Annotated in this window: 18 protein-coding genes; 5 read left to right on the forward strand and 13 right to left on the reverse strand. The window is 40.5% G+C overall.

Annotated features, from left to right (window positions below; genetic code table 11):
• Window positions 1-21: 21 nt before the first annotated feature.
• The 5 genes from MXE38_RS02335 to MXE38_RS02355 form a co-directional block, all read right to left on the reverse strand.
• Window positions 22-660 carry a lipid-A-disaccharide synthase N-terminal domain-containing protein gene (locus MXE38_RS02335; RefSeq protein WP_246910752.1) on the reverse strand — a complete coding sequence of 213 codons (639 nt, stop codon included), beginning with the start codon at window positions 658-660 and terminating at the stop codon, window positions 22-24.
• 367 nt (window positions 661-1,027) lie between these two features.
• On the reverse strand, window positions 1,028-2,680 hold the full coding sequence (gene groL, locus MXE38_RS02340) for a chaperonin GroEL (protein WP_246910754.1): 1,653 nt from the start codon (window positions 2,678-2,680) through the stop codon (window positions 1,028-1,030).
• A 27-nt stretch (window positions 2,681-2,707) separates the two neighbouring features.
• On the reverse strand, window positions 2,708-2,998 hold the full coding sequence (locus tag MXE38_RS02345; RefSeq protein ID WP_246910755.1) for a co-chaperone GroES: 291 nt from the start codon (window positions 2,996-2,998) through the stop codon (window positions 2,708-2,710).
• A 482-nt stretch (window positions 2,999-3,480) separates the two neighbouring features.
• Entirely contained in the window at window positions 3,481-4,773 is a 1,293-nt protein-coding gene (locus MXE38_RS02350; protein WP_246910757.1) for a DMT family transporter, read from the reverse strand.
• A gap of 504 nt (window positions 4,774-5,277) precedes the next feature.
• Window positions 5,278-5,985: an FxsA family protein gene (locus MXE38_RS02355; protein WP_246910759.1), complete on the reverse strand. Its 708-nt coding sequence runs from the start codon at window positions 5,983-5,985 to the stop codon at window positions 5,278-5,280.
• 233 nt (window positions 5,986-6,218) lie between these two features.
• On the opposite strand from MXE38_RS02355, the gene MXE38_RS02360 reads away from it, so the two are divergent.
• Window positions 6,219-8,474, forward strand: a complete 2,256-nt coding sequence (locus tag MXE38_RS02360) for a cytochrome c biogenesis protein CcdA (RefSeq protein ID WP_246910762.1) — start codon at window positions 6,219-6,221, stop codon at window positions 8,472-8,474.
• 22 nt (window positions 8,475-8,496) lie between these two features.
• Window positions 8,497-9,516: a pseudaminic acid synthase gene (pseI, locus tag MXE38_RS02365; RefSeq protein ID WP_246910764.1), complete on the forward strand. Its 1,020-nt coding sequence runs from the start codon at window positions 8,497-8,499 to the stop codon at window positions 9,514-9,516.
• 63 nt (window positions 9,517-9,579) lie between these two features.
• On the opposite strand, the gene MXE38_RS02370 is transcribed toward pseI, so the two are convergent.
• From MXE38_RS02370 to glyA, 7 genes are all read right to left on the reverse strand, one after another.
• Window positions 9,580-10,365, reverse strand: coding sequence for an FKBP-type peptidyl-prolyl cis-trans isomerase (locus MXE38_RS02370; protein WP_246910766.1), 786 nt, complete (start codon window positions 10,363-10,365; stop codon window positions 9,580-9,582).
• Between the two features lie 272 nt (window positions 10,366-10,637).
• Window positions 10,638-11,738: a thiamine-phosphate kinase gene (thiL, locus tag MXE38_RS02375; RefSeq protein ID WP_246910768.1), complete on the reverse strand. Its 1,101-nt coding sequence runs from the start codon at window positions 11,736-11,738 to the stop codon at window positions 10,638-10,640.
• Between the two features lie 151 nt (window positions 11,739-11,889).
• Window positions 11,890-12,324, reverse strand: coding sequence for a transcription antitermination factor NusB (nusB, locus tag MXE38_RS02380; RefSeq protein WP_246910771.1), 435 nt, complete (start codon window positions 12,322-12,324; stop codon window positions 11,890-11,892).
• Between the two features lie 367 nt (window positions 12,325-12,691).
• Window positions 12,692-13,168, reverse strand: coding sequence for a 6,7-dimethyl-8-ribityllumazine synthase (gene ribE, locus MXE38_RS02385; RefSeq protein WP_246910775.1), 477 nt, complete (start codon window positions 13,166-13,168; stop codon window positions 12,692-12,694).
• A 201-nt stretch (window positions 13,169-13,369) separates the two neighbouring features.
• Complete coding sequence (locus tag MXE38_RS02390; RefSeq protein ID WP_246910777.1) at window positions 13,370-14,032, reverse strand: riboflavin synthase; 663 nt, start codon at window positions 14,030-14,032, stop codon at window positions 13,370-13,372.
• A 54-nt stretch (window positions 14,033-14,086) separates the two neighbouring features.
• On the reverse strand, window positions 14,087-15,784 hold the full coding sequence (ribD, locus tag MXE38_RS02395) for a bifunctional diaminohydroxyphosphoribosylaminopyrimidine deaminase/5-amino-6-(5-phosphoribosylamino)uracil reductase RibD (protein WP_246910780.1): 1,698 nt from the start codon (window positions 15,782-15,784) through the stop codon (window positions 14,087-14,089).
• A 418-nt stretch (window positions 15,785-16,202) separates the two neighbouring features.
• Entirely contained in the window at window positions 16,203-17,459 is a 1,257-nt protein-coding gene (glyA, locus tag MXE38_RS02400) for a serine hydroxymethyltransferase (protein ID WP_246910871.1), read from the reverse strand.
• A gap of 769 nt (window positions 17,460-18,228) precedes the next feature.
• Here glyA and aroQ point away from each other — a divergent pair.
• The 3 genes from aroQ (at window position 18,229) to accC (ending at window position 21,340) form a co-directional block, all read left to right on the forward strand.
• Window positions 18,229-18,681 (forward strand): type II 3-dehydroquinate dehydratase, encoded by a 453-nt coding sequence (gene aroQ, locus MXE38_RS02405; protein ID WP_246910783.1) that lies wholly within the window; start codon window positions 18,229-18,231, stop codon window positions 18,679-18,681.
• 529 nt (window positions 18,682-19,210) lie between these two features.
• On the forward strand, window positions 19,211-19,696 hold the full coding sequence (accB, locus tag MXE38_RS02410) for an acetyl-CoA carboxylase biotin carboxyl carrier protein (RefSeq protein WP_246910875.1): 486 nt from the start codon (window positions 19,211-19,213) through the stop codon (window positions 19,694-19,696).
• A gap of 207 nt (window positions 19,697-19,903) precedes the next feature.
• Entirely contained in the window at window positions 19,904-21,340 is a 1,437-nt protein-coding gene (gene accC / locus MXE38_RS02415; RefSeq protein WP_246910786.1) for an acetyl-CoA carboxylase biotin carboxylase subunit, read from the forward strand.
• Window positions 21,341-21,573: 233 nt separating this feature from the next.
• Here accC and MXE38_RS02420 read toward each other — a convergent pair whose 3' ends face one another.
• Window positions 21,574-24,033 (reverse strand): hypothetical protein, encoded by a 2,460-nt coding sequence (locus MXE38_RS02420; RefSeq protein WP_246910789.1) that lies wholly within the window; start codon window positions 24,031-24,033, stop codon window positions 21,574-21,576.
• Between the last annotated feature and the right edge of the window lie 337 nt (window positions 24,034-24,370).

Genomic DNA, 24,370 nt, shown 5'->3' on the forward strand with positions numbered 1-24,370 from the left:
GATATTTTCCTGGCTCTTGTCTTAATCTTGAGCTTGTTTATTATTCTTGTGCATCAACATAATATTGCGCACATAGGTTACCATGCCACCTACCTGACCAATGATAAGAACTATATCTAAACGATAAACACCATAGATCTGTACCATAAGAGCAGCCATCAGGCTGATATACCAAAAAGCATCAGGCAATACTGATTGTTGTCTACGATGCGACACTACCATCTGGTAGACAAAGCGGATAGAAAATAAAGACTGGCCTACTAAGCCAAATACCATCCAGCCATAAGGAATATTATGTCCATCTAAAAAGCTATCAAAGAAGCTTGAAAAATCTTTTAACTGTAAACAAAGCAGTAGGATAGGCACCACAATAATCAATAAAGCAATTAGTTTACCAAAACGATATAACTCTTGTTTAAGCTTAAGATTATAGATGTAGATATAGAAAGATACTAATTGAGCAAGCATAATGGCAAAGTCTTCACGCAAAAAGCCATAAAAGCTCATTGCTAAAGAACCTACCAAAGATAACCACCAAAATAATGCAGGATTTACTACTTTCTTTGCTCTTTCTGACATGATCCATTGAACTAACATGCGACCAGCAAAAGCTGCCTGAGCAAACAATCCTATTAAGGTATACCAGCTAATAATAGCCATTCTATAAACCCTTTTAATGCTCAACTAAAGTGAAATTTCCTCATAATAGCTAAAGAGCACTAAAAAAGCACAAATTTTACAAAAAAATATTCCACCTGTACGGACAAAGTTAACGTAACCTGTAATAACTGTCTGTAATATCTGCAATGAAGAAGAGCTAATGGCAGCGCAGCATAGTCATAGTTCTCCACGCTATATCTACAATATCCTGACAGAACACACTTTTTTAGGTAGTTACTACTTGAAAAGTGAATTCATCGTCCGTACAGGTGGAAAATATTTGCAGCCATAAAAAAAGCCAAGGCCCTTAGAAAACTAAGAGCCTTGGCCTTTTTAACTATTTAGTAATATGAGGTTTAGGGGCAAATTACATCATGCCGCCCATGCCGCCCATACCACCCATGCCGCCCATGCCTGGAGTCATAGGAGCGTCATCCTTCTTAGGAGAATCAGCAATCATGCACTCGGTGGTGATCATTAAGCCAGCGATAGAAGCAGCGTACTGTAAGGCAGAACGAGTTACCTTAGCTGGGTCTAAAATACCCATCTCGATCATGTCGCCATAAGAATCAGTAGCAGCATTGTAGCCGTAGTTGCCAGAACCAGTACGTACATTGTTAGCTACAACGGATGGCTCCTCACCTGCGTTAGCAACGATCTGACGGAGAGGGGCTTCCATAGCACGTAAAGCTACCTTGATACCAACCTTCTGATCCTCGTTGTCACCGCAAACCTTATCAGCTAAAGAAGCAGCAACACGAACTAAGGCTACACCACCGCCAGGAACAACGCCTTCCTCAACAGCAGCGCGAGTTGCGTGCATTGCGTCCTCAACGCGAGCCTTCTTCTCCTTCATCTCAACTTCGGTAGCAGCGCCAACCTTGATTACGGCAACACCGCCAGCAAGCTTAGCTACACGCTCTTGTAACTTCTCACGATCGTAATCAGAGGTGCTCTCAGCGATTTGCTTACGGATTTGCTCAACACGATCAGAAATGTCCTCAGCCTTACCAGAACCATCAATAATGGTGGTGTCGTCCTTGGAAATAACGATACGCTTTGCAACACCTAAATCATTTAAGGTAGCCTTCTCAAGCTCCATGCCTAAGTCAGCAGAAATTACGGTACCGCCAGTTAAAATAGCGATATCTTGTAACATAGCCTTACGACGATCGCCAAAGCCTGGGGACTTAACAGCAGCAACCTTTACGATGCCACGCATGTTGTTAACAACTAAGGTAGCTAAAGCCTCAGACTCTACGTCCTCAGCGATGATTAATAAGGACTTACCAGCCTTAGCAACACCCTCTAAGATTGGGAGAATGTCACGGATGTTGGCAATCTTCTTGTCGCAAAGAAGAATGTATGGGTTCTCAAGCTCAACAGTAGCGGTATCAGCCTTGTTGATGAAGTATGGGGAGAGGTAGCCACGATCAAATTGCATACCCTCTACGAGGTCTAATTGATCCTCTAAGCCCTGGCCGTCTTCAACAGTGATAACACCATCACGACCTACCTTCTCCATTGCCTCAGCAATTAAGTTACCAACAGTGGTATCGGAGTTAGCAGAAATGGTACCTACCTGAGCAATAGACTTGCTGTCCTTACACTCGGTAGCTAAGGTCTTTAACTCTTCAACAGCAGCAGCAACAGCCTTGTCAATACCACGCTTTAAATCCATTGGATTCATGCCAGCAGCAACAGCCTTTAAGCCCTCAGTAACAATTGCCTGAGCTAATACGGTTGCAGTAGTGGTACCATCACCAGCAGCGTCATTGGCCTTGGAAGCAACTTCCTTAACCATTTGAGCGCCCATGTTCTGGAACTTGCCTTCTAATTCGATTTCCTTGGCAACAGTAACGCCGTCCTTGGTGATTAAAGGAGCACCATAGGCCTTATCTAATACAACGTTACGGCCCTTTGGACCTAAAGTTACCTTAACAGCGTTGGCTAAGGTGTTTACACCCTCTAACATTTGGGTACGAGCTTCATTGCCAAAAAATACGTCTTTAGCAGCCATTTTCTAAAATCCTACTTGCAATTAATATTATTCGTTAACAATAGCTAAAATATCGCTCTCGGAGAGGATGAATACCTCTTCGCCATCTAAGCGCTCTTTCTTGGTGCCATAGCCTTCGTTGTAGATAACAACATCACCAACTTGTACGCTTAATGGAGCGGTTTGGCCATTCTCTAAGATACGGCCCTTACCAACAGCAAGTACCTTACCGCGAGTTGACTTTTGAGCAGCAGAACCTAATAAAATGCCACCCTCAGACTTGGTCTCAACCTCAAATGGCTTTACGATTACACGGTCGTATAAAGGAACTAACTTCATCTTTATTACCCAAATTAACGCAAGAAAAACACTTAAACCACATAAGTGTTTAGCTTAAAAAATCTGAAGAACTAGTTTAACACTAGCAAAAATCATAGACTGACTTGTGAGGATCAATTCACATCCTAATATCTTAAAAGCATGGTCGCCTTAGATTTTTACTTAAAGGATCAAACAGCCCCTCAAGCAAATCAATCTCAATGATTCTCTGAACATTTACCTAAATGGGGCCAGCTAAAAAACATTTCAAGGGTAGCTTTAAGAAATTTTTTATAAATTTATTAAAAATGGCTTATTTATCCCCTAAACAACCCATTATTTTTTAATTTATGCATAGCAGCATGAAAAAAACAAATCCGCATATATAAGCCAAAAGCCACCACAACCATCCATCATGTAAATTTAGTTGCAACTTTTTATCATTTTATCCATGCTATAAAAAAATAAGGCTGCTTAACCTTATGCTAAGCAGCCCTAAATTTTTATTTATTAACTTGCTCCTTTCCTGGAACAAAGCTTGGATTATGCTCGTGAGCTATACTCTCGCCTGCTCCCATCAAGCCACTGCTTGCAGCTATCCCTTGCTCCTTTTGGGACTCTTGGGCCTCGGTAAGCTCTACCTCCTTTTCAGGCTCTTGAGCCTTGTGGGAATCTTGCACCTTTTGGAGCTCTTGAGCCTTTTGAGGTTCTAGCTCGTTTTGTTTATCTAAGGTAGCTTCTGTTGGGTCAGAGGCGTTTTTATTGAGATCAAAAGTATTTTGCTCTGGAGTAATGACACCTTTTTCAATCAGCTTAGTGTTGTGCTTATGAGCTAATTCTGGGAATCTCTTTAAGAGGTTAACCTCTTTTTCAAGCTCTAGTTGTTCTGGAGTCTTGCTTTGTTGACGCATTACTACCTTAGACTTAATGGTAATGATCACGCCACCGATAATGAACAGAGCACCAATAATTTGAGCAGGTAAAATCTCTTCACCTAATAAGGTAACACCTACGATACCGCCAGTTAGAGGTACTAAATAAATAAACACACCAGCTTTTGATGCGCCCACCTTTTGCACAGCAAAGTTCCAGGCCACAAAAGCAAAAATACCTGAGAAGATAACTAAATAGGAAAAGCCCCAGAGCGCCTCAGAGGTAATCTTATAAATGTGTAAGCTGTCAGTAGCAAAGCCAGTGGCATAGCACAAGATTGAGCCAAATAAGCCAGACCAAGCTGTAATAGCAATAGTGCTACATTTACCATTAATGTTGCGTGAAATTACAGAATAAGCCGACCAGGCGATCTCACAAATAATGATGTAAATATCACCAATATTAAAGGACAGATTGAGCAATACGTCTAAAGAGCCTTTGGAAATAATACAAACAGCTCCCAAACAGGAAATGGCAATACCCATCCAGCCGTAACGATTTAAACGCTCGCCTAAGAAAAAGAAAGCTAATATTGTAGTAGCTGTAGGGCCAATACTTTCAATTAAAGCTGTATTAGTAGCTGTAGTTAATTGCAGACCATAAAACAATAGACCGTTATGCACTAATACGCCCATAAAGCCTAAAGCAAAAGCAATCTTAAGCACATCCTTAGAAGGCTTAAGACCTTTATAGTCTTTTAAGATCACCATACAAATAAACAACACTAAGGCAATACACGCAAAGCGAGAACCAGTGATCATTAAAGGAGAGAATGCTTCTACAGTAAATTTACCGCTAGCAGGAGTAGCACCCCAAATCAAGCATACTAGTAATAACAAAAGGTAATACTTAGCTTGGGACATAAAAAACCTCAACGATTAAATTGTTTTGCTATAAAGTTAAAAACTCACTTGCAAAGCAGCATTCGCAAGACAAATAAGAAATGATAAAGACAGCTTTACCACACACACCATCAAAGTAAGATAAATTCACTTGATAGTTTGAACAGTCCATACCATAGAAAAAACTAATAACCACCAAAGCCCGATTGTAAGACTTTGTTCCACTATACAAATTTCATAGTTAGCACTAGTACGCATCTGCATCGGCGCAGCTACGCTTTGGCCTGCGCTCTTAATTGAGCGTAGTTATTAATTTGCCCTACTTAGTTTGCAGCCTATCTAAGAGAGCTTTTGGTATAGCCTTATTTTGCACTTGATCATGAAATGTATTTTTTGATCTCATTAAGATCAAAAAAACCAGCTTATACCCCCTTATTCATTGCCAAAATATTGAAAAAGACGCTTTGCTTTAGGGGCAAAGCGCCTTTAAAAATAAGATAAAATCAATTAGCTATAGGAGCTAATTTAGAATTTCATGGAAGAGCCACTATTATCATCGTCAGGTAATTCCTCAAATTTGGCATCTTTGACTTCTTTTTGAGCCTGGAATTTAGCCTTCATTTCTTCAATGGTAGCCTGGCCTGCATTAGGATTCTCCCTAGGAACAGAGCCTTGCTCTTCCTTGGCTCGAGCCTCTGCTTCCTTCTCTAAGTCTCTAGTGCTCTTGCCGTAGTTTTTATTCATATACTCTTGGTATTTAGAGTCACGCTTACCAAAGACGTTAGCCTTCTCAAAAATAGGATTATCAAAAATACTTTTATCAAAGAGGCTAGCTTTGATATTAATTAATAACAAGATAATAGCAATAACATCAGTTAAAAAACCTGGAATAATGAACATCAACATCATAACTTGATCGAATAAGGTGCGCTTTTTTAATGACATCATGTAAGCAGCACGCTCTTCATTAGTCATTTTTTCCAGCTTTTCACGCTCCTTATTAGCTTGTTCATCTTGTAAATCAACTACGCCTTCACTCATGGCAAGCATAGCCACACGTTGCAATTGACCTAAATCTCGAGCCAATAATTTTTTAGTGACCATAAGGCCTAAGTAACTTACTAAGAACAATAAGAAAATAGTAAGTAAAAAGCCAATTGCTTGACCTACCACTACAAAGGTATAAATCTCAAGAGCAATCCATAAAAAGAAAAATAATAATATACGACCCATTCAATCCTCACAAAGTAAACAGCAGCTCTTTAACAGGTATACTTATGCGCTTTGCTTTACACTTATGAACTAACCCAAACAGCTTATAAACTAGCTAAAAGTATACCAAAACTAATGCTCTTAAATTAGCCTTTACACTACAATGATAAAATTAGCAGTAAATTTCATTACCACTTAATTATAATAAGATCAGAATTTAAATTCCTGGGCACATGATTTGTGGATAGCTTAGTATGTTTGATAAATCGCTATTTAGTCAAAGAGTTTGTTCTTTTGGTGTGTTTTTATTTTTGTCCTTGACTATATTATCTGGGGCATCCTATAGCTATGCTCAAGAAGAGCCTACTCAAATACAAAGTACTTATGAGTACTTAAATTCTTTAAAAGTAGATTTGAATCAGCCAGAGGCTAGTTATCCTGAGGTTAATGCCCCTATTGAAGGCAATATTAACTCTCAATTTTTTGATGATTTCTTTAAGAATAATGAACAAGAAAAGTCTCATCCTTTAGATCACAAGCATACCTCTAAATCAATCTTACCTTTTTCTCCTGAGGTTACTTTTGACAAGAATATAGTTAATATCAAAATTACTATTAGCGGTAATTCCTATATTTATCGCTCATCTTTAACCTTAGTAATAGATCCTGAGCTTACTCAATATCAAGAGCCACAATTACCTCCAGCTACCCCACATAGCGATGCGCTGGGCGACTCCTTTGTCTATTTTAATGAGATAAAGTTCTCTATTCCTGTGATCAAAGCTAGAGCTGGCGCTATTCTCATTCTCCATTACCAAGGATGCGATGAATCAGGTATTTGCTATCCACCACAAAGCTTTGTCATCTCCATTCCTTATGATATTGATACCCATCAAGCTGCCACCCGTAATGACGGCTACACCCAGCTTGACCGCAATATCGCCACCCAAGACCAATCAAGCCAAGCCCAAGCATCAAAGGCCGATGCCAATGCCAAGGGCATTGGCAATGCCGAGGCTAATATAGCCACTGCGCAAGCTGTTGCATCTGCCAAGGAGGGAGCGCCCGCTCCAGCGCAGGGCGAGCATGTTAAGACAGCTCATGAGACTGTCTCTTACTTATCACAAGCTAATCAAGAGCAGGCAACCAACAGCACTGGTTTGTTTAGCTTCTTTAAAGATGGACAAAGCGAAAACAGTGATGCTATTTCACAACTGCTAAGTGATAATCTACTAATTGGCCTACTTATTTGTTTCCTCTTAGGTATTGGCTTGGATCTCACTCCTTGCGTGCTGCCTATGCTCCCTATTTTCTCTGCTATGATTATTGGCTCTAAAAAGACCTCTGTTAAAACAGTAGATGTTTTAGAAAGTAGCATTGAGAACAATGATAAAAAAGACAACTCCAAGGTACGCCGCTTTAATTTTGTCTTAATGCAAAATTTAGGTTTTGCTTTAGGCTTAGCCCTTACCTATACCTTACTAGGTCTGCTCTTCTCTATGGCAGGCGCACAATTGCATAGCATTTTACAAAGTGCTGCTTTGAACTTTGTCTTAGCTATTTTAATGATTATTTGTGCTCTAGCTTGTGCCGATGTATTTGTTTTAAAAATGCCAAGCTTTATTACCAATCACTTGCAAAGTCGCACCTCTAAGGTCAATACCTCAAAATTTCCAGGAGCCTTTATTCTAGGAGCTAGCGCAGCTATTATCGCCAGCCCTTGCACCTCAGCCCCTTTAGCTGGTGCTTTGCTTTATGTCATGAAAAATGGCTATATCTTGATGGGCACCTTAGTGTTTTTCACTATTGGTCTTGGTATGGCCACCCCGCTTTTTATCATAGGCATGTTTGGCTCTAAATTCTTATTAAAGTCAGGCATAGTAGGCGATATTATTAAGCGCTTGATGGTAGTGGTATTAATTGGTACTGCATATATTATCGTACGCCATAATTTAGGACGAGCCGAGATCTTTATCGGAGCTTTAACTACCTACATTATTAGTGTTTACACCTTAATTAGCATTGTCTTCTTTATTAGAAGACGTGCTCTGCCAATGATTACTGCTACTGTTATTTTGATTGCCTCTTTAGTGCCTACCTACTTATCTTTAGGCTACTTTGACCAATCACAACAACAGCATACCTATGAATCCTTTTATAGTGCTCAGGATCTTAATACTTTCAATCGTCTCAGTGCTGACAACTACTCTTTTGTAGTCTTTACTGCTCAGTGGTGCGCTAACTGTAAGATAATGGAAAAAGAAATTTACTCTACTGAGCATTTTGTTAACTCAAGCATGGAGTTTAGAAAGATCTTGGTTAATATTACCGATACTAATGATCCTAATATCCAAGAAATCATTAATAAGTATCAGGTAATTGGTGTACCTTTCTTTATCACCTTAGATGATGAAGGCCAAGTAATACAATCTCGCTTAGGCTTAGCCTCTACTAAGACCGTTTATGAGGCTTTAGACAAAATGCGCAAGCTGAGCAACCAAGAACCATAGTATCAGATTATTGAGGGGGTTTATGTCAGATACTCAAGTTAAGAGCCCACTTATTGTGGCAGAAATTTCAGGCAATCACCAAGGCCGACTAGAACAGGCTATGGAAATGATTGAGCTTGCCGCCCAAAACGGCGCTGATATGGTAAAGATTCAAACTTATACCGAAGACTCTTTAACTATTCCATCTACTCGAGATGAGTTTTTATTAAAAGATGGTCTATGGAAGGGCTATAACTATTACGAACTTTATAAAGAAGCCAAGACCCCACGTGAGTGGATGAAGCCTCTTTTTGACCATGCTCGTGAGCACAATATTATTTTATTTAGCTCCCCTTTTAGTCTTGAGGATGTAGACGTATTAGAACAAGCCCAATGTCCTATTTATAAAATAGCCTCCTTTGAGCTTAACTACCCTCAACTCATTGCCTATTGTGCTCAAACTGGCAAACCAATGGTAATGTCTACAGGTTTAGCTACTTTAGAAGAAATCGATGCTGCTGTAGAGGTAGCTGTAGCCAATGGCTGTAAAGATTTAACCATCTTACATTGTGAAAGCCATTATCCTGCTGATCCTTCTACTTTTAACTTAAACTCCATTCCTTTCTTTAAAGAGCGCTATCAGTGTAAAGCAGGCTTATCCAATCATGCTATTGGTGATACTTTAGATATTGCTGCCACCGTATTAGGTGCTGACATGATTGAAAAGCATTTTGCTAAAGACAGAGAAAGTGGTATTGATGCAGCTTTCTCTATGACCCCTGCTGAGTTACGTGAGCTCAAAGATCACACTGTCACCGTAGCTAAATCTTTAGGTATTAAAGGCGTACGTTTAAATGATCTTGATATCAAAAAGCGTGCTATGCGCCGCTCAGTATATTTAGTAAAAGATATTAAAAAGGGCGAAACTTTAACTAACGAGCACGTCAAAATTATTCGTCCAGCTATGGGCCTAGAACCAGCTAAGCTCAATAGTGTTTTAAACAAAAATGCAAAACAAGATTTAATCGCACCGCTTCCACTTAACGCTGACGATTTTATCTAACAAAAAAAGGCTCTTAAAGCTTTGCTTTAAGAGCCCTTTTTTAACCTTAGGTTTTAATTGAAATTATTTCTTCTGCTCTTCTTTTGGAGAAACAACTTCAACTAACTCAATTTCAAATACTAAAGCAGAGTTAGGCTTAATCTTATCACCAGCACCCATCTCGCCATAAGCTAAGTCAGAAGGAATATAAAGCATCATCTTGCCGCCTTCTTTCATTAACTGTAAGCCCTCAGTCCAGCCTGGAATAATATTAGCTAAAGGTAAAGCGATTGGCTCTTTTTGCTCATCGAAAACTTCACCATCAATGGTAGTGCCCTTATAACGTACCATTACAGTATCGCTAATAGCAGGGGTCTTGCCCTTACCCTCGGCTAAAACCTTGTATTGAAGACCAGAACCAGTAGTCTTTACGCCATCCTTTTTAGCATTTTCAGCTAAGAAATCATTGCCCTCTTTTAAGGTCTTTTCAGCTACTTCCTTTTGCTTCTGCTCAATGCCTTCACGTAACTTGGTATCAAGAGCTAATAAGGTCTCCTGCATTACCTTGTCATCAAGAGCAACTTTATCCTCTAAAGCGTCTAAGAAGCCCTTAACTACTAAATCGTGGTTGAACTTGCCTAATACGTCTTGCTGATCGCTTTCGATCTGGGCAATATAAGTACCAACACTAGCACCAACAGCATAAGAGGACTTATCCTCAAAAGAGCTCTGATCAGAAATGGTAGCAGCAGAGTTGGTGGTAGCAGCTTGAGCAGTAGCAACTGCACCCTTGTTATCATCTCCACCGCAAGCAGTTACCATTAAAGTAGCGGCAGCTAATAAAGATAAAGCTAAATAATTCTTCTTCATAATAAAATTTTCCTACTCAAGCTTCCTATTCCTAGCTAGCTTGCTTTAGCTAGGAATAGAAGCTCAAGTGTAAGTTAAACAAAACAACTAAAATCTCTACTGCTTAGTAGAAAGTTTTAATCTCAAGCGCAAGCGCTGGGCGCTGGTATTATAGCAACTGTTGCATCTTAGCATTTAGTTCTTAGTATAAGCTTAGGATTGAAACTAAAAAGCGCTCATCCTTTAATCATCAACTAAAGAACCAGCGCTTTGATAAGTGCTCTTACTACTTACTAATAATTAGCAATGAAATGATTGTATGAGCCTGTTCCTAAGCGCAAGGTCACCTCTTGGCACTTGTTATTAACAATAGTGATTAAACCGCCATCGGTAGACAAAGAACTATTAAAGTTATCGTAATCTTTAGCCTCAGTGATCTCACCAATAGTAGTAATTCTAAAACCACGCAGCTCATCTTGGGCTTTGAGCTCACTTTCTAATGAAGCAAGGTTTTCCTTACTAATAGTAAAGACCAAGTTGTAATCGCCACCTGAGCTTAAAGCTAACTTTAATAAAGCTTTTTGTGACATCTTAAATTCACTTAAAAGAGACTTACTAATTGGATCTAAAGGCAAGCTTTCATAATTTAATAAGGCTCTAACCTTAGACTGAATCAAGATATGACTAATATCGCCAAGCAAACCATCGGACACATCAATAGCGCATTGAGAATACTTAACTAATAAGCTGACAAATTTGCCCATACGCACATCATAGTTAAAAGCATGCTCTTCAAAGCTCTTTTTAGCATCAGAATCAAGATTTCTAATGGCATTGTTATACATAGATTTTACATATAAACCATTAGCACCAAGATTTCCTGTTACTACAATTAAGTCTCCTACCTTAGCTTGATTACGGCGTAGACTTTTGCCCTCAATATAGGACTTACCAAAGGCAGTAACACTAATAGCTAAAGGAGCTGATTTATGACTCACATGAGTGATATTACCGCCAATTAATAAGCAGTTATGATCAGCTAAGGTTGCTTGTAAGCCACGAGCAAAAGGCTCCCAAAACTCATCAAAATCAATATAGCGATCAGGGATATCTAAGGATAAGGTCACATATTGAGGTTGCGCACCCATGGCATAAAGATCTGAAAAATTAACATCCAGAGTGCGATTGCCTAATAAAAAAGGATTGAAATTAGTAAAAAAGTGGACGTTTTCTATTAAGGTATCAGTGGTAATAGCATAAGTGCCATTCATGTTTACCAGAGCTGCATCATCTCCAATACCGAGCACTAGTCCCTTGCCTGTTGCATGATGCTCTAAGTCAGGATTTAGCTGAGAAAAGTATTGTTCAATAAAAGAAAACTCATCTGTTGGCATTATCCTACTCCACCCTACCCTAGTAAAAAGTTCTTATAAATACTAAAACCAAGAACCACTCAAGAGCATAAATAAGAAGATCTTGGTTTTAGCCTTTAAAAAATTAGACCCATAAAATGGGCCTAATCTGTTAATAAATTAATGTCTGAGCTTACTTTAAGTTTAAAGCCTTAACCACCTTATCAAGCACACCATTCACAAACTTGTGACTATCTTGCTCAGCAAAAGACTTAGCTAACATGATAGCCTCATTAATTACTACCTTGAATGGAACCTCTTGGCGGTACTTAAGCTCAAAAGTACCTAAGCGTAAAATAGCCTTATCCACTTGATCCAAGTCCTTTAATGGACGGGATAAGAAAGGCTCAAACACTGCATCTAAATATTCACAGTTGGCAATTACACCTTGAATTAAATCGTGCATGTAATCAAGATCAGCACCCTGTACTGGTTGATCTTCTAAAAACTGCTGTTCAATGGTGGTGGCTGATTGGTTAGTTAATTGCCACTGATAAATGGCCTGAAGCGCAAAGTGACGAGCTTTGTGGCGCATTGCTGGGGTTGCTGCACCCTCAGTTTGATCCATATAAACCTCAAAATAAGATTAATGCAAGATAGTAGTAAGTATCATTTCATCATATCTTCGCCTCAACGGCGATGAATTGTTATGATGCGACCTCTTACTGTAAATATCTACTATAAAGTAGTTGCCATAAGATAACTTTCACGGCCCTTAAGGCCCTTTCATGGCCCATCACAGCCACTTACAGCCCTTTAATGGCCTTTACGGCATCTGGCCTTTACGGTCATTACCTGGCCTGCAATGGCCTGTTGTAGCCTGTCATGGCGAAGGTTAACTTATGGCAAATACCTGTTAAATGCTAGCTCTAGGATCAAAAAACCATAGTTTAACTTGAGCCTAGAGCCTGACCTTAAAATTAATTAAGTTGTAATTAGTCCTTTAACTGACGCATTACATTGATCATTTCTAAAGCAGCAGAGGCAGCTTCGCTACCCTTGTTACCAGCCTTGGAGCCAGCGCGTTGTACAGCCTCGTCTAAAGTGTTAGTAGTTAAAACACCATTAGAAACGATCATTCGATTAGATAAGGTAACCTGAGTAATACCTTTAGCACACTCATTAGCTACTACTTCAAAGTGATAAGTAGCACCACGAATTACGCAACCTAAAGCAATTAAAGCATCATACTTGCCGCTCTTAGCCATTGCCTCTAGAGCTAATGGAATCTCAATGGCACCAGGAACACGAACTACAGTGATGTTCTCATCGCAAACTTGGCCTTCTCTCTTTAAAGTATCAAGAGCACCATCCAATAATCTTTCACAAATAAAGCTATTGAAACGTGAAACCACAATGCCAACCTTGGCATCTTGGCAAGGCTTAATGCCATCAATGAAATTCACAGACATTACAAAGACTCCACACTCTCATAAGTATCTTTTAATTACGAAAATACTACTTATGAGTTACTACTATCACCATGAACGCACAAGCGTTCGTAATTAATTCTAACTATGGCTAGTATATGCATAAAGCGCATACAGTCGCCATTTTATCAATGCGTTAGTATAGCATACAACAATAATAGGCTAAATAGAGCCGTTTAAAGACTAAAAGAAGCCGTTTTTTTGTAAGCTTTCTAAAGTTACTTGAGAATTGCTTTGATTATTACTTGAAGAACTATTGGCTTGTAATAAGCGCTCTAAATAACGAGCTAAGACATCGACCTCAAGATTGACCTTAGAGCCTGGTCTAAATGAAGTTGCCACTTCTTGTTGAGTATGAGGGATTAAAGTTAATCTAAAATCACAATCCCTTACCTCATTTACAGTCAATGAGATGCCATCTACCGCAATAGAACCTTTCATAGCAATATAGTGCTTAAGGTTTTGTGGTGCTTGAATCCAAATATTAATGGCATCATCTACACGATAGTTTTCTAGTACTGTACCTACACCATCTACGTGACCTTGCATAATATGACCACCTAAACGAGTGTGAGTGGTACAAGCCAACTCTAAGTTAACCTCAGTTCCTGGACTATAAAATCCAAAGCAAGTTAAATTTACACTTTCAAAAGAGAGATCAGCCTCATAGGCATCCTCACGTAATGCTGTAGCGGTTAAACATACACCATTAGTAGCAATAGAATCGCCTAATCTTACTCTGTCCTTTAAAAAGGCACTATCAGTTCTGATCACTACATGAGCGCCCTTACCATTGCGCTCAATGCTTTCAATTACACCTTTGGACTCAACAATACCAGTAAACATCAAACATCCTAATAATAAACAAAATCCACACTAAGCTGCCACTATCTAAGCCCATTAGCGCTTAAGACTTTGCTCCCCTCTAATAGGGTCGCTTAAAATCAAGCCAAAATTGGACTTAAAGGTCTTAACCTTGCACTTTTTAAACTTCAAGGCATTACATAATTTAGCAGGCTCATGGATAGCAAAAGCACTCTTAGCCTCAAGACCTAAAATCATAGGGCTCATATAGCAATAGCACTCATCAATTAAGCCTTGCTCCAAGAAAGCAGAGCCTAAGCTTGATCCTGCCTCTACCATAGCCACACGAATATCTTTAGAGCCTAAAAAGTCCAGAGCCGCACTAATAGAAGCATGAGGCTTATGATCGGATCCTAGAGCAAATGGTACTACCACGATAAAGACTCTATCTGACCATTTTTCGACCACAAAGTCCACACCTCTAGCCACCACCTTGCTCTCATCAATTTTCCAGCTTGGCTGAGCATAGACCTCATCTTCCACGCCACAAGATAGGCTCTTGTTAGTGTCCAACACTAACTCTTTAGCCTTCTTATCAGCCACCTTTACCTTAGCCTTGGCCCCTGCGCTAGCACCAGAGCTTGCGCTCTTGGAGATAGCACTAGTGCTCTTGCTGGTGCTCTTGCGTGCCCTGATCTTAGCACCAGTGCTAGTGCTAGCACTCGCACTAGCCTCTTGAGTAACATCTGAGCTCTTAGCTGACTTCTTGCCACCAGAGCTTACGCTCTTTGAACTTGTGCTCTTGGAGCTGGTGCTAGCGCTAGCGCTAGCGCTAGCTTTTTTAGGCTCAGCAGGAGCCACCTCATCAAGTTGGGCCTTAGAGCAGCAAGAGCAAGCGTCCTCTGCCTTTGCCTTTTTCTTCTTTTTGGAAGTTGGGGCTTTTTCAGCTTTAGCCCCATCATTGCTCTTAGCTACATCATTGGAGCCTACTACAATGTAGTTTTCACCTGTGGTGAAAATAGCAAAAGGATCAAGATCACTCAATTGCTTATTAGGCAAGAGTGTAGCCTTGGAGTCTAAAATTACCTTGATAGGCTGCTTAATTAAAGTAGTATCCAGCCCTGTTAATAACTTAATAGGCAAATCCTCAAGACGTACATTAAGTTTTGGATTATCACTTAATACTGTCTTATAAGAGGTGATCACGGCATCTGACCATAATCTTAAACGCTGGACATCAGCACGACATTGATCGTTAGTAATCCATTTAGACTCATTGCTTGATAAAGCAACTTTGCCATCCAAGCTCATACCATATTTTAAAATGGTAAAAGGACGATTAGTGGTAATAGATTTAAAGAAAGCACGATTGAGTTTGAGGCACTCTTTATTGAGCTTGCCTGTTGCCTTAACCACATCAATATGGGCATCCAGTAGCATTTTAATGCCTTTACCTGCTACCTTAGGATTAGGATCAGTAGAGCCAATAACTACCTTTTTTACTTTGGCATCGATTAAAGCCTGAGCACAAGGAGGAGTACGACCATAATGAGAACAAGGCTCTAAAGTGACATAGCATGTTGCACCTTCAACCTCGTAATTGGCAGCTCTTAAAGCCATAACCTCAGCATGAGGCTGACCTGCACAATGATGGAAGCCCATGCCTAAGATCTTATTATTGCGCACAATAACGCAGCCCACGGCTGGATTTGGTGAGGTGGTATAGCGGCCTTTCTTAGCCTCAGCTAAAGCCATCTTTAAATAGTATGAATCACTATGCTTTTCTTTGTTCATGTTGACCTCTGTGCCCATTGTGCCTAACGAGCCTAGCGTGACCGACCTGCCAGCCAGAGCGACGCACTCGACGTGCTCGTCTGACCTGCTCGCCTGACATGCTCGACGTTCCCGTCTGACGGGCTCGACGTGCCCTTTGTTTGCGACTGTTTACGCAGCCATAAAAGAACTGGCTACATCATCTAATTGTTAGCCCTTGCTCTTAAAACAACCATTAATTGGCCTGCTAAGAGCCCAGATTAACTTACTAGCAATACTTATTATATGCTTAGCAAGCTAATTACAGAGTTCCTAATCTATGGCCATAAATGTCTATCTTAGCCAAAAAATAATGAGCTACCTCAAATTGCTTTAAAGCTTTTGACGTAGCTCATTATTTAAAGGCTTAAAGATAAATTAAGCAAGCAAAACTATATTATTAGTCTTTATATACAGGGAACTTAGCGCATAAAGCTTGTACCTTAGCACGAGCCTGAGCAATAACTTCCTCATTTTGGTAGTTATCAAGCACATCACAAATGATGTTAGCAAGCTCACGAACCTCGTTCTCCTTGAAACCACGACGGGTGCAAGCTGGAGTGCCTAAACGTAAGCCAGAGGTGATGAATGGGCTACGTGGGTCGCCAGGAACAGAGTTCTTGTTAACAGTGATGTTAGCCTTACCTAAAGCAGCCTCAGCATCCTTACCAGTCATCTCTAAACCGATGAAGTCTAATAAGAATAAGTGATTGTGGGTACCGCCAGATACTACCTTGTAACCACGCTCCATAACTACATCGCACATTACCTTAGCATTAGCAACTACTTGCTTTTGGTAATCAACGAACCAAGGCTCCATAGCCTCCTTGAATACTACAGCCTTAGCAGCGATAACGTGCATTAATGGGCCGCCCTGAGAGCCTGGGAAGATAGCAGAATTTAACTTCTTGTATAAAGCTTCGTCGTGGCAGTTAGATAAGATAAAGCCAGAACGTGGGCCACCTAAGGACTTGTGGGTGGTAGAGGTAACTACGTGAGCATAGTCAATTGGGCTTGGGTATACGCCAGCAGCGATTAAGCCTGCAACGTGAGCCATATCAACCATTAAGTAAGCACCAACCTCATCGGCAATCTCACGCATCTTCTTCCAATCAACGATGCCAGAGTAAGCAGAGAAGCCAGCTACTAAAACCTTTGGCTTAACCTCTAAAGCCTTAGCACGGATATCCTCATAATCAAGCTCACCAGCCTCGTTAACACCGTATTGAACAGAGTTATAAACCTTACCAGAGAAGCTTACAGAAGCACCGTGAGTTAAGTGACCACCAGCAGCTAAAGATAAGCCTAAAATGGTGTCACCTGGGTTACATAAAGCCATGTAAGCAGCGCAGTTAGCTTGAGAACCTGCGTGTGGCTGTACGTTTGCATAGTCACAGTGGAAGAGCTTGCAAGCACGATCAATAGCTAAACGCTCAACCTCATCAACGTACTCACAACCACCATAGTAACGCTTGCCTGGGTAACCCTCAGCGTACTTGTTGGTTAATTGAGAGCCTTGTGCCTCCATGACACAGCGGCTGGCGTAGTTCTCAGAAGCGATGAGCTCGATATGATCTTCTTGACGGTTGTTCTCAGCAGACATGGCGCTGAAAAGTTCTGGATCGTACTGAGCAATAGACTTGGAAGTATTAATCATCATAGTAAGTGTTTTTTTGCCTCGACTAGTAAAGTGGTGTTAACAAATTACTAACTTTGGCATCTCCTGAAGTGCACGCTACGGGCAAGCCCATAACAATTATGTGAATACTGACGAGTTTTCCAACTACCTGCTCTTATAGAAGATAAACTATAAGACACAAGCTTGTAGCATCATATATGATCTACAATTTGCCCAAGAGCGAAAACACTCTTTAGGCCTTTAAAGTCCGCAAGTTGCTAAACGGACTAAAAAATCTTATAAAACTACCTAAAATTAAGCAGGCGCTAGGTACCGAAGAAGTGAGTACTATTAGAAAGGAAAATTACTAACAAATTCGGGTCACCATTCTAGCATAATACAAGCAAGGATAGCCGAAAAAGCACCAAATTTGCACTTAATAAAATTATCTTTTTCATAAGTGCAAGCCTTAGCTGACTAATATGTGATCTATCCATAATAGCTATCTAGTATTGCCAGAATATTGTGATATACATCACATCTTAACAATGAGTAAGTGCACTTTTTCTTATAAATTAAGTCAAACTTGCTAACACCTTGGTTTTAAATCCAAGTTTAGCAATCAAACTATTTACCAACAGCCTGTCAGTACTTTGATAGGTATCGTGTATCGTGGCTGCATAAGATCATGTGATTGTGATTTTTCTTTCATTTTTCATGGAAAAAAGCTAAAAAATCCAGAAAATTTAAAACAAAAGCGGCATTTGTTGGTAAAATCAGTGCAATTTTGACTATTGGAGAAAAAACTTTGGCTACTTTTAAAGTATTGGTCATTAATGGCCCTAATCTCAACTTTTTAGGTATACGTGAGCCCAAGGTCTATGGTAGTGACAATCTTGAGTCCTTGGTTTGCAACCTCCAAAAGCAAAGCGCTGAGCTTGGTGTTTCTTTAGAGCATTTTCAATCTAATAGTGAAGGTGCCATTGTTGATAAGATTCAGCAAGCTTATGGCAATACAGATTTCATTTTAATTAATGCAGGCGCATATACTCATACTAGCGTTGCTATTTTAGACGCTTTAGGATCAGTCTCAATTCCATTTATTGAGATTCATATTTCTAATGTGCATGCACGTGAGTCTTTCCGCCATCACTCTTATCTATCCGCTAAAGCCATGGGAGTGATTGTAGGATTTGGACTTGATGGTTATTACTTTGCTTTACAGAAGGCTGTTAAATACTTACAGTCTCAACAAGCATAATTATGCAAGGCATCTTTATTGATTTAATAGGTTTTAGCCTATTTAGCAATAAAGCCCTGCTCTTGTTTGCTGTTTAGCAGCTTTAACTTAGAAACTAGTAGCAATCTTTACTTACATAAAAAAGCAATTTGCAACTTTGTTTTAGCAAAGTAGGCTTTTTTTGCTCTTTTTAAGTAAGATTGATCTTGTATTTAAGCAATTAAGTTTTAAAATGCAATGCTTTGCTTTTATACAAAATTATCAATTAAAGTTAAATTTAACCCTTTATATGTTTAAACCAAGCTAAATCAATTTAGCTTCGGCATTAAGCCCATAGCCCTGCTAGCTTTAAGCTTAATGCATTTAGGTTAAATCTAGTTTTAATGTTCTTTGTATTTTCATAATACTAAAGAACACTTTGGTTGCTCTTAGTGACTACTTCTTAAATGCAAGCTATATCGCTCTAGGTTGTATAAGCTAATAAGCTTTGTAAAGCTACTTAGATAGAAGTATATATCCTTGCGTGTTTTATTCGGGAATCTAAATGCAAATTGACATTCACAAGATCGCTAAATTGATTGACCTCGTCTCTAACTCAGATGTCGCTGAAATCAATTTAAAGCAAGGTGAGGAAGAACTACGTATTTCTCGCCAGTCTACTGTGGTTGCACCAGCTGTTCAAACCGTAGTTGCTGCCCCTGCTCCTGTAGCTCCAATGGCCGCTGCTCCAGTAGCCGCCGCCCCTGTAGCCCAAGCAGCCCCAGCCGAGGCTACTCCAGCTGCCGCCCCTGCTGTTGATGATTCCAAGATCATGCGTTCTACTATGGTCGGTACTTTCTATCGCTCTGCAAGCCCAACTAGCGCCCCATTTGTTGAAGTTGGCTCTACTGTAAACCAAGGCGATACCTTGTGCATAGTTGAAGCTATGAAGATGATGAATCAAATCACTGCTGACCGCTCTGGTACCATTAAGAAGATCTTAGTTGAAAATGGTACTACTGTTGAGTTTGATCAGCCAATCTTCGAGTTTGAATAAGATTTAGATCTAAAACTTAATCAACTTGCTCATCTGCATCAAGAGCCTAAATAACAGTTTATTTAGGCTCTGTAAAATTAAATTGAGTAAGTTCCCCGACCAAACCTCTCATCTTTTATTTGCCTATCTCTTTTACTGAAATAAATTTAGGCTCTTTTGCTTTATAGCAGGTTTGGTAATCATTTTTTTCTGGGAAAATAAGTTAGTATGCAAATTGAAAAGGTGCTAATTGCCAACCGTGGCGAAATTGCTTTACGTGTACTTCGTGCATGCCGCCAGCTTGGCCTTAAGACAGTAGCTGTACACTCCAGTGCAGACCGCGATCTTATGCACGTAAAACTCGCTGATGAGTCCATTTGTATCGGCCCTGCATCAGCCAAGGACTCCTACCTTAACATCCCACGCATCATTGCTGCTGCCGAGGCAACTGGGGCCTCTGCAATCCACCCAGGTTATGGATTCTTATCAGAGAACGCTGACTTTGCCGAGATGGTTGAAAAGTCAGGCTTTATATTCATTGGCCCTAATGCTGACACTATTCGCCTTTTAGGTGATAAGGTTTCAGCCAAGCGTGCCATGATCAAAGCAGGCGTACCTTGCGTACCAGGCTCTGAGGGCGCTTTAGGCGATAATCTTGAAGAAAACAAGAAAATCGCTAAGAAGATTGGTTACCCAATTATTATTAAAGCAGCAGGCGGCGGCGGTGGCCGTGGCATGCGTGTTGTTCGTAGCGAAAAAGAGCTTGGCGAAGCTATTAGCCTTACCCGTCGTGAAGCTGATATGTTCTTCAACAATCCAGCTGTTTACATGGAAAAGTTCTTGGAAAACCCTCGTCATATTGAGTTCCAAGTTATTTCCGATGGCCGTGGCCATGCCTGCTACTTAGGTGAGCGTGACTGCTCCATGCAGCGTCGTAACCAAAAGGTTTTAGAAGAAGCCCCTGCTCCATTTATTACTCAAAAAGAGCGTGAGACTATTGGTATGTCTTGCGTTAAGGCTTGTATTGATATCGGCTATCGTGGTGCTGGTACTTTCGAGTTCTTATATGAAAATGGCCAATTCTTCTTCATTGAGGTTAATACCCGTATTCAGGTAGAGCACCCAATTACTGAAATGATCACTGGTATTGATTTAGTACGTGAAATGATTTCAGTATGTGCTGGCGAGCAATTATCTTTTGAGCAAAAGGATATTAAGCTCCGTGGCCATGCTTTTGAGTGCCGTATCAACGCCGAAGATCCTAAGACCTTTATTCCAAGCCCAGGCTTAATCAAGCGTCTACATATTCCTGGTGGTCCAGGTGTTCGTTGGGACTCTCATATTTACGAGTCTTATAGCGTGCCACCTCACTATGACTCACTAATAGGTAAGTTAATTGTTCATGATGATACTCGTGAATTAGCTATGGCTCGTGCTCGCCAAGCTTTAGATGAGATGATCATTGAGGGCATTAGAACCAATATTCCTCTTCACAAAGATCTCTTAAATGACGAAAACGAAATTAAGGGCGGTGTATCCATTCACTATCTTGAAGAGAAGCTTGAGGGTAAGCAGCCAACTGTAGCAGCTCCTGCACCAGAGGCTACTGAAACCAAGGCCCCAGCCAAGAGCGAGACTAAAAAGACCACTCGCAAAAAGGCTTAAAATATTTACATAATATTAAAAAAAAAGCGCCCTCGTGGCGCTTTTTTTTATACCTACTAACCAACCCCCAAAATGCTGCCCCCTTAGCTAACCCATTAGCTCAAAGGCAAACTCAGCTCAAACCCAATCCACGCCGCACAGCAGCTATTAGCAGCTATCAGCTGCCATAGTCTGCTATAGCTGCCATAAGGCAGCTATGGGCACTACAAGCTACACGAGGGATGCTTGTAGGGCTAAACCACTTCGTTAGATTGCAGCATTTGGCTTGGTCTAGTACGATTATGCTTATTCTTTCTTGTCAGTGGTGCAGTTTGAGTCTGCATCTTCATATAAGCATTAGCATTAGCCTGAGCATGAATTAAATCTGTTTTACTTGGAGCAGAGCCACCATCTCCCTCTGGTATATCCATAGGGGTGTTTACCACCTGAGCCATTGGGGCATTCATAGTAGTGCCTACAGGAGCTCCACTAGGATCATTTACGGAACCTGCAAATAATTTATCTCTATTTTGCGCAGCTACACTACCACGGGCCTTGATAATAGGAGCTGTTTGAATATTAGATAATGGGTTAGATGGTGCAGTTTTAGGTAAATTATCTCCCTGAGGGCGAGCTTGTACCTTATTAGAGGTAGTCACCACCTGACGCACAGGTGCATTTTGTGAACCTATATAGTTATGTGGCATACCAGCTACAGTAGTACCAATACCTATAGGGCCTTTAGCACCTAAAGCATTTTTGGCATTAGCCTGTGCCTGAGCCTGACCCATAGCTTGGGCCTGACCCATAGCCTTTGCAGCGCCATGGGCTGCGCCCATTCCAAGGCTCTGGCCATGAGATGGGGCCTGAGCGCCTGCTGAGCGGCGATTGACAGGGCCTGAGGCAGAGCCATTATGCTTAGTAAGCTCATTATCTGCAGTATTTTGAGCATGGGCCTTATTATTAGCATTAGCTTGAGCCATAGATTGAGCACTGGCCTTGTTACTTTGAGCACGAGATAAAGCACGAGCTCTAGCATTAGCCTGATAATTAGATAACTCTAAAGTTTGTACATCGCCACGATCAAGATTGGTATCATTATTTAAAACTGCTGACATAGCCTTAGCTTGAGTTTGATGACTTACATTATTTTTGTTAGTCATACCACTCTTAGTTAAAGTAGCATTACTTAAAGTAGCTCTACTACTTGCAAGCTTACTAATGGCAGGAGTAACAGCACCCTTAGCCTTGTCACCACGACTAAGTTGGGCTTTCTTTAAAGCTGAAGTATCTAAGCCAGCTCCACGCTTTGGCATTTGATAAGGCTTTAAAGAAGAGGTATCTAAACCACCTTTAGGGATCTCGAGTTGATCAACATACTCTAAACCGCCAGCTTCTGCTTTTTTCTCAGCCGCTGCTAACTCAACACTATGCTTCTTTTTGCTCTGCTCATTAGCAATTTCAAAGTCCATTTGATGTGAAGCTTTATTAGAAGCAGCAACTTCAACTTTGCTAGCCTTTTTAAGGGACTCTTCTTGAAGTTTTTGCTGAGAACGAGCAATAGCTGCCTTACGAGCTTTTTCCTCTTGGGCCGCTTTAAGCTTAGCCTCTTGCTCAATCTTCATACGCATTTCGTGCTCACGGGCCTTAGCAGCAGCACTAGCACGAGCTTTAGCTGCGGCCAGTTCACGCACTTTAGCCATAGCACGCTGCTCAGCTTCCAACTTATCTCTAGCCTCAGCTTCGGCACGAGCTTTAGCCATTTCTCTAGCTTTGGCCTTGGCCTCGGCCTCGGCACGGGCAGCAGCTTCGGCACGGGCTAAAGCCTCAGCTCGAGCAGCAGCTGCTGCTTTTTCTTGCTCTTGAGCTCTCATTTGAGCTTCATAAGCACGACGAGCATCTTCTGCGGCTTTGTCCTCTTGAGATAAAGCACCTAAAGCCTTAATTTGAGCCTCACGGCGTTCTTTTTGTAATTCTTTTTCTTTAGCTAAGCGGGCACGATTTTCATCTAGGCTTGGAGCATTTTGTCTTTGTACTTCTAATTCATGTTCTTTGCGTTTACGTTGGGCCGCTTCAATACGTGACTGAGCCTGCTCCATCATTTGAGCATGGGCTTCTTTTACAAAGTCATTAGGATCACCTACTACTAAAGAGTGATCATTTTGCTTTTCTGCTGAGGCACTGTGAGTTTTTTGCTCAAACAAATCTTCTCTAGTAGCTTGTTTTACCGCTTTAGAACGAGCCTGAGCTGTAGCCTCTTCTTTTTGTTTACGTAACTGCTCACTTCTTAGCGAGGCTTGAGCATTATCATGCAAGCGATCAAACTTTTCCTTATTGCGACGGTTTTTATCTTTGTTAGCCTTAGCTAACTCACTATCGCTAGGAAAATGTCGTCCCTTTTGCTTTCCTTTAACTTTATTACCTGGAGTGCTATCACCATCCATAGCCTCAAGCTTACGACGCATAGTATTTAACTGATGCCCCACCTCAGGGGTAAGCTCGGCTACAAAGCGCTTATCAATAGGTCGTCCCTTATGAACAGCATCAATGATACGCTTTTTAGCAATATAAACAGCAGCTGAGAGCACTACTGAAAACATTAAGGTATGAGGCATAGCAGCGGCTATGCTGGTCATAGAGAAAGGCTGAGCTGCAAATAACACCTCATTAAGAGCAATCACAATTGCCCATACACTAAGGAATAGTAAGATCATTTATCAACCTTCTTGTTCTTTGCAATCAGCTAAAAGAAAGGATTTTTTTGAAATTAAATCTAGAGTCAAGTTGAAAACAAGCCCAAAGTTAATTAACTAAAATTGCTATGATAGCTACTCCTAAAAATCAGGAGCAAAATTGCAACTATTATAATGTAAGATTCCCAAATTTATGGATTAATATTGAGCATCTTATTTTAGTAGATAATAATGTATGGCTCTTAGCATATCATTAGAAAGTACTAAAAAATCATGTTTAACTGCTATTTTGCTAACTTAGTGAAAATATTTTTGCCAATATCTCCTTCATCTAAGCATTAGAACATCTTTCTTTATA

This window comes from Anaerobiospirillum sp. NML120448 (assembly GCF_023050945.1).
Taxonomy (GTDB): domain Bacteria; phylum Pseudomonadota; class Gammaproteobacteria; order Enterobacterales; family Succinivibrionaceae; genus Anaerobiospirillum.

Excerpts from the sequence above, each read along its gene's own strand:
- MXE38_RS02335 (WP_246910752.1), bottom strand. The coding sequence starts at position 660 with ATGGCTATTATTAGCTGGTATACCTTAATAGGATTGTTTGCTCAGGCA.
- groL (WP_246910754.1), bottom strand. The coding sequence starts at position 2,680 with ATGGCTGCTAAAGACGTATTTTTTGGCAATGAAGCTCGTACCCAAATG.
- MXE38_RS02345 (WP_246910755.1), bottom strand. The coding sequence starts at position 2,998 with ATGAAGTTAGTTCCTTTATACGACCGTGTAATCGTAAAGCCATTTGAG.
- MXE38_RS02350 (WP_246910757.1), bottom strand. The coding sequence starts at position 4,773 with ATGTCCCAAGCTAAGTATTACCTTTTGTTATTACTAGTATGCTTGATT.
- MXE38_RS02355 (WP_246910759.1), bottom strand. The coding sequence starts at position 5,985 with ATGGGTCGTATATTATTATTTTTCTTTTTATGGATTGCTCTTGAGATT.
- MXE38_RS02360 (WP_246910762.1), top strand. The coding sequence starts at position 6,219 with ATGTTTGATAAATCGCTATTTAGTCAAAGAGTTTGTTCTTTTGGTGTG.
- pseI (WP_246910764.1), top strand. The coding sequence starts at position 8,497 with ATGTCAGATACTCAAGTTAAGAGCCCACTTATTGTGGCAGAAATTTCA.
- MXE38_RS02370 (WP_246910766.1), bottom strand. The coding sequence starts at position 10,365 with ATGAAGAAGAATTATTTAGCTTTATCTTTATTAGCTGCCGCTACTTTA.
- thiL (WP_246910768.1), bottom strand. The coding sequence starts at position 11,738 with ATGCCAACAGATGAGTTTTCTTTTATTGAACAATACTTTTCTCAGCTA.
- nusB (WP_246910771.1), bottom strand. The coding sequence starts at position 12,324 with ATGGATCAAACTGAGGGTGCAGCAACCCCAGCAATGCGCCACAAAGCT.
- ribE (WP_246910775.1), bottom strand. The coding sequence starts at position 13,168 with ATGTCTGTGAATTTCATTGATGGCATTAAGCCTTGCCAAGATGCCAAG.
- MXE38_RS02390 (WP_246910777.1), bottom strand. The coding sequence starts at position 14,032 with ATGTTTACTGGTATTGTTGAGTCCAAAGGTGTAATTGAAAGCATTGAG.
- ribD (WP_246910780.1), bottom strand. The coding sequence starts at position 15,784 with ATGAACAAAGAAAAGCATAGTGATTCATACTATTTAAAGATGGCTTTA.
- glyA (WP_246910871.1), bottom strand. The coding sequence starts at position 17,459 with ATGATTAATACTTCCAAGTCTATTGCTCAGTACGATCCAGAACTTTTC.
- accC (WP_246910786.1), top strand. The coding sequence starts at position 19,904 with ATGCAAATTGAAAAGGTGCTAATTGCCAACCGTGGCGAAATTGCTTTA.
- MXE38_RS02420 (WP_246910789.1), bottom strand. The coding sequence starts at position 24,033 with ATGATCTTACTATTCCTTAGTGTATGGGCAATTGTGATTGCTCTTAAT.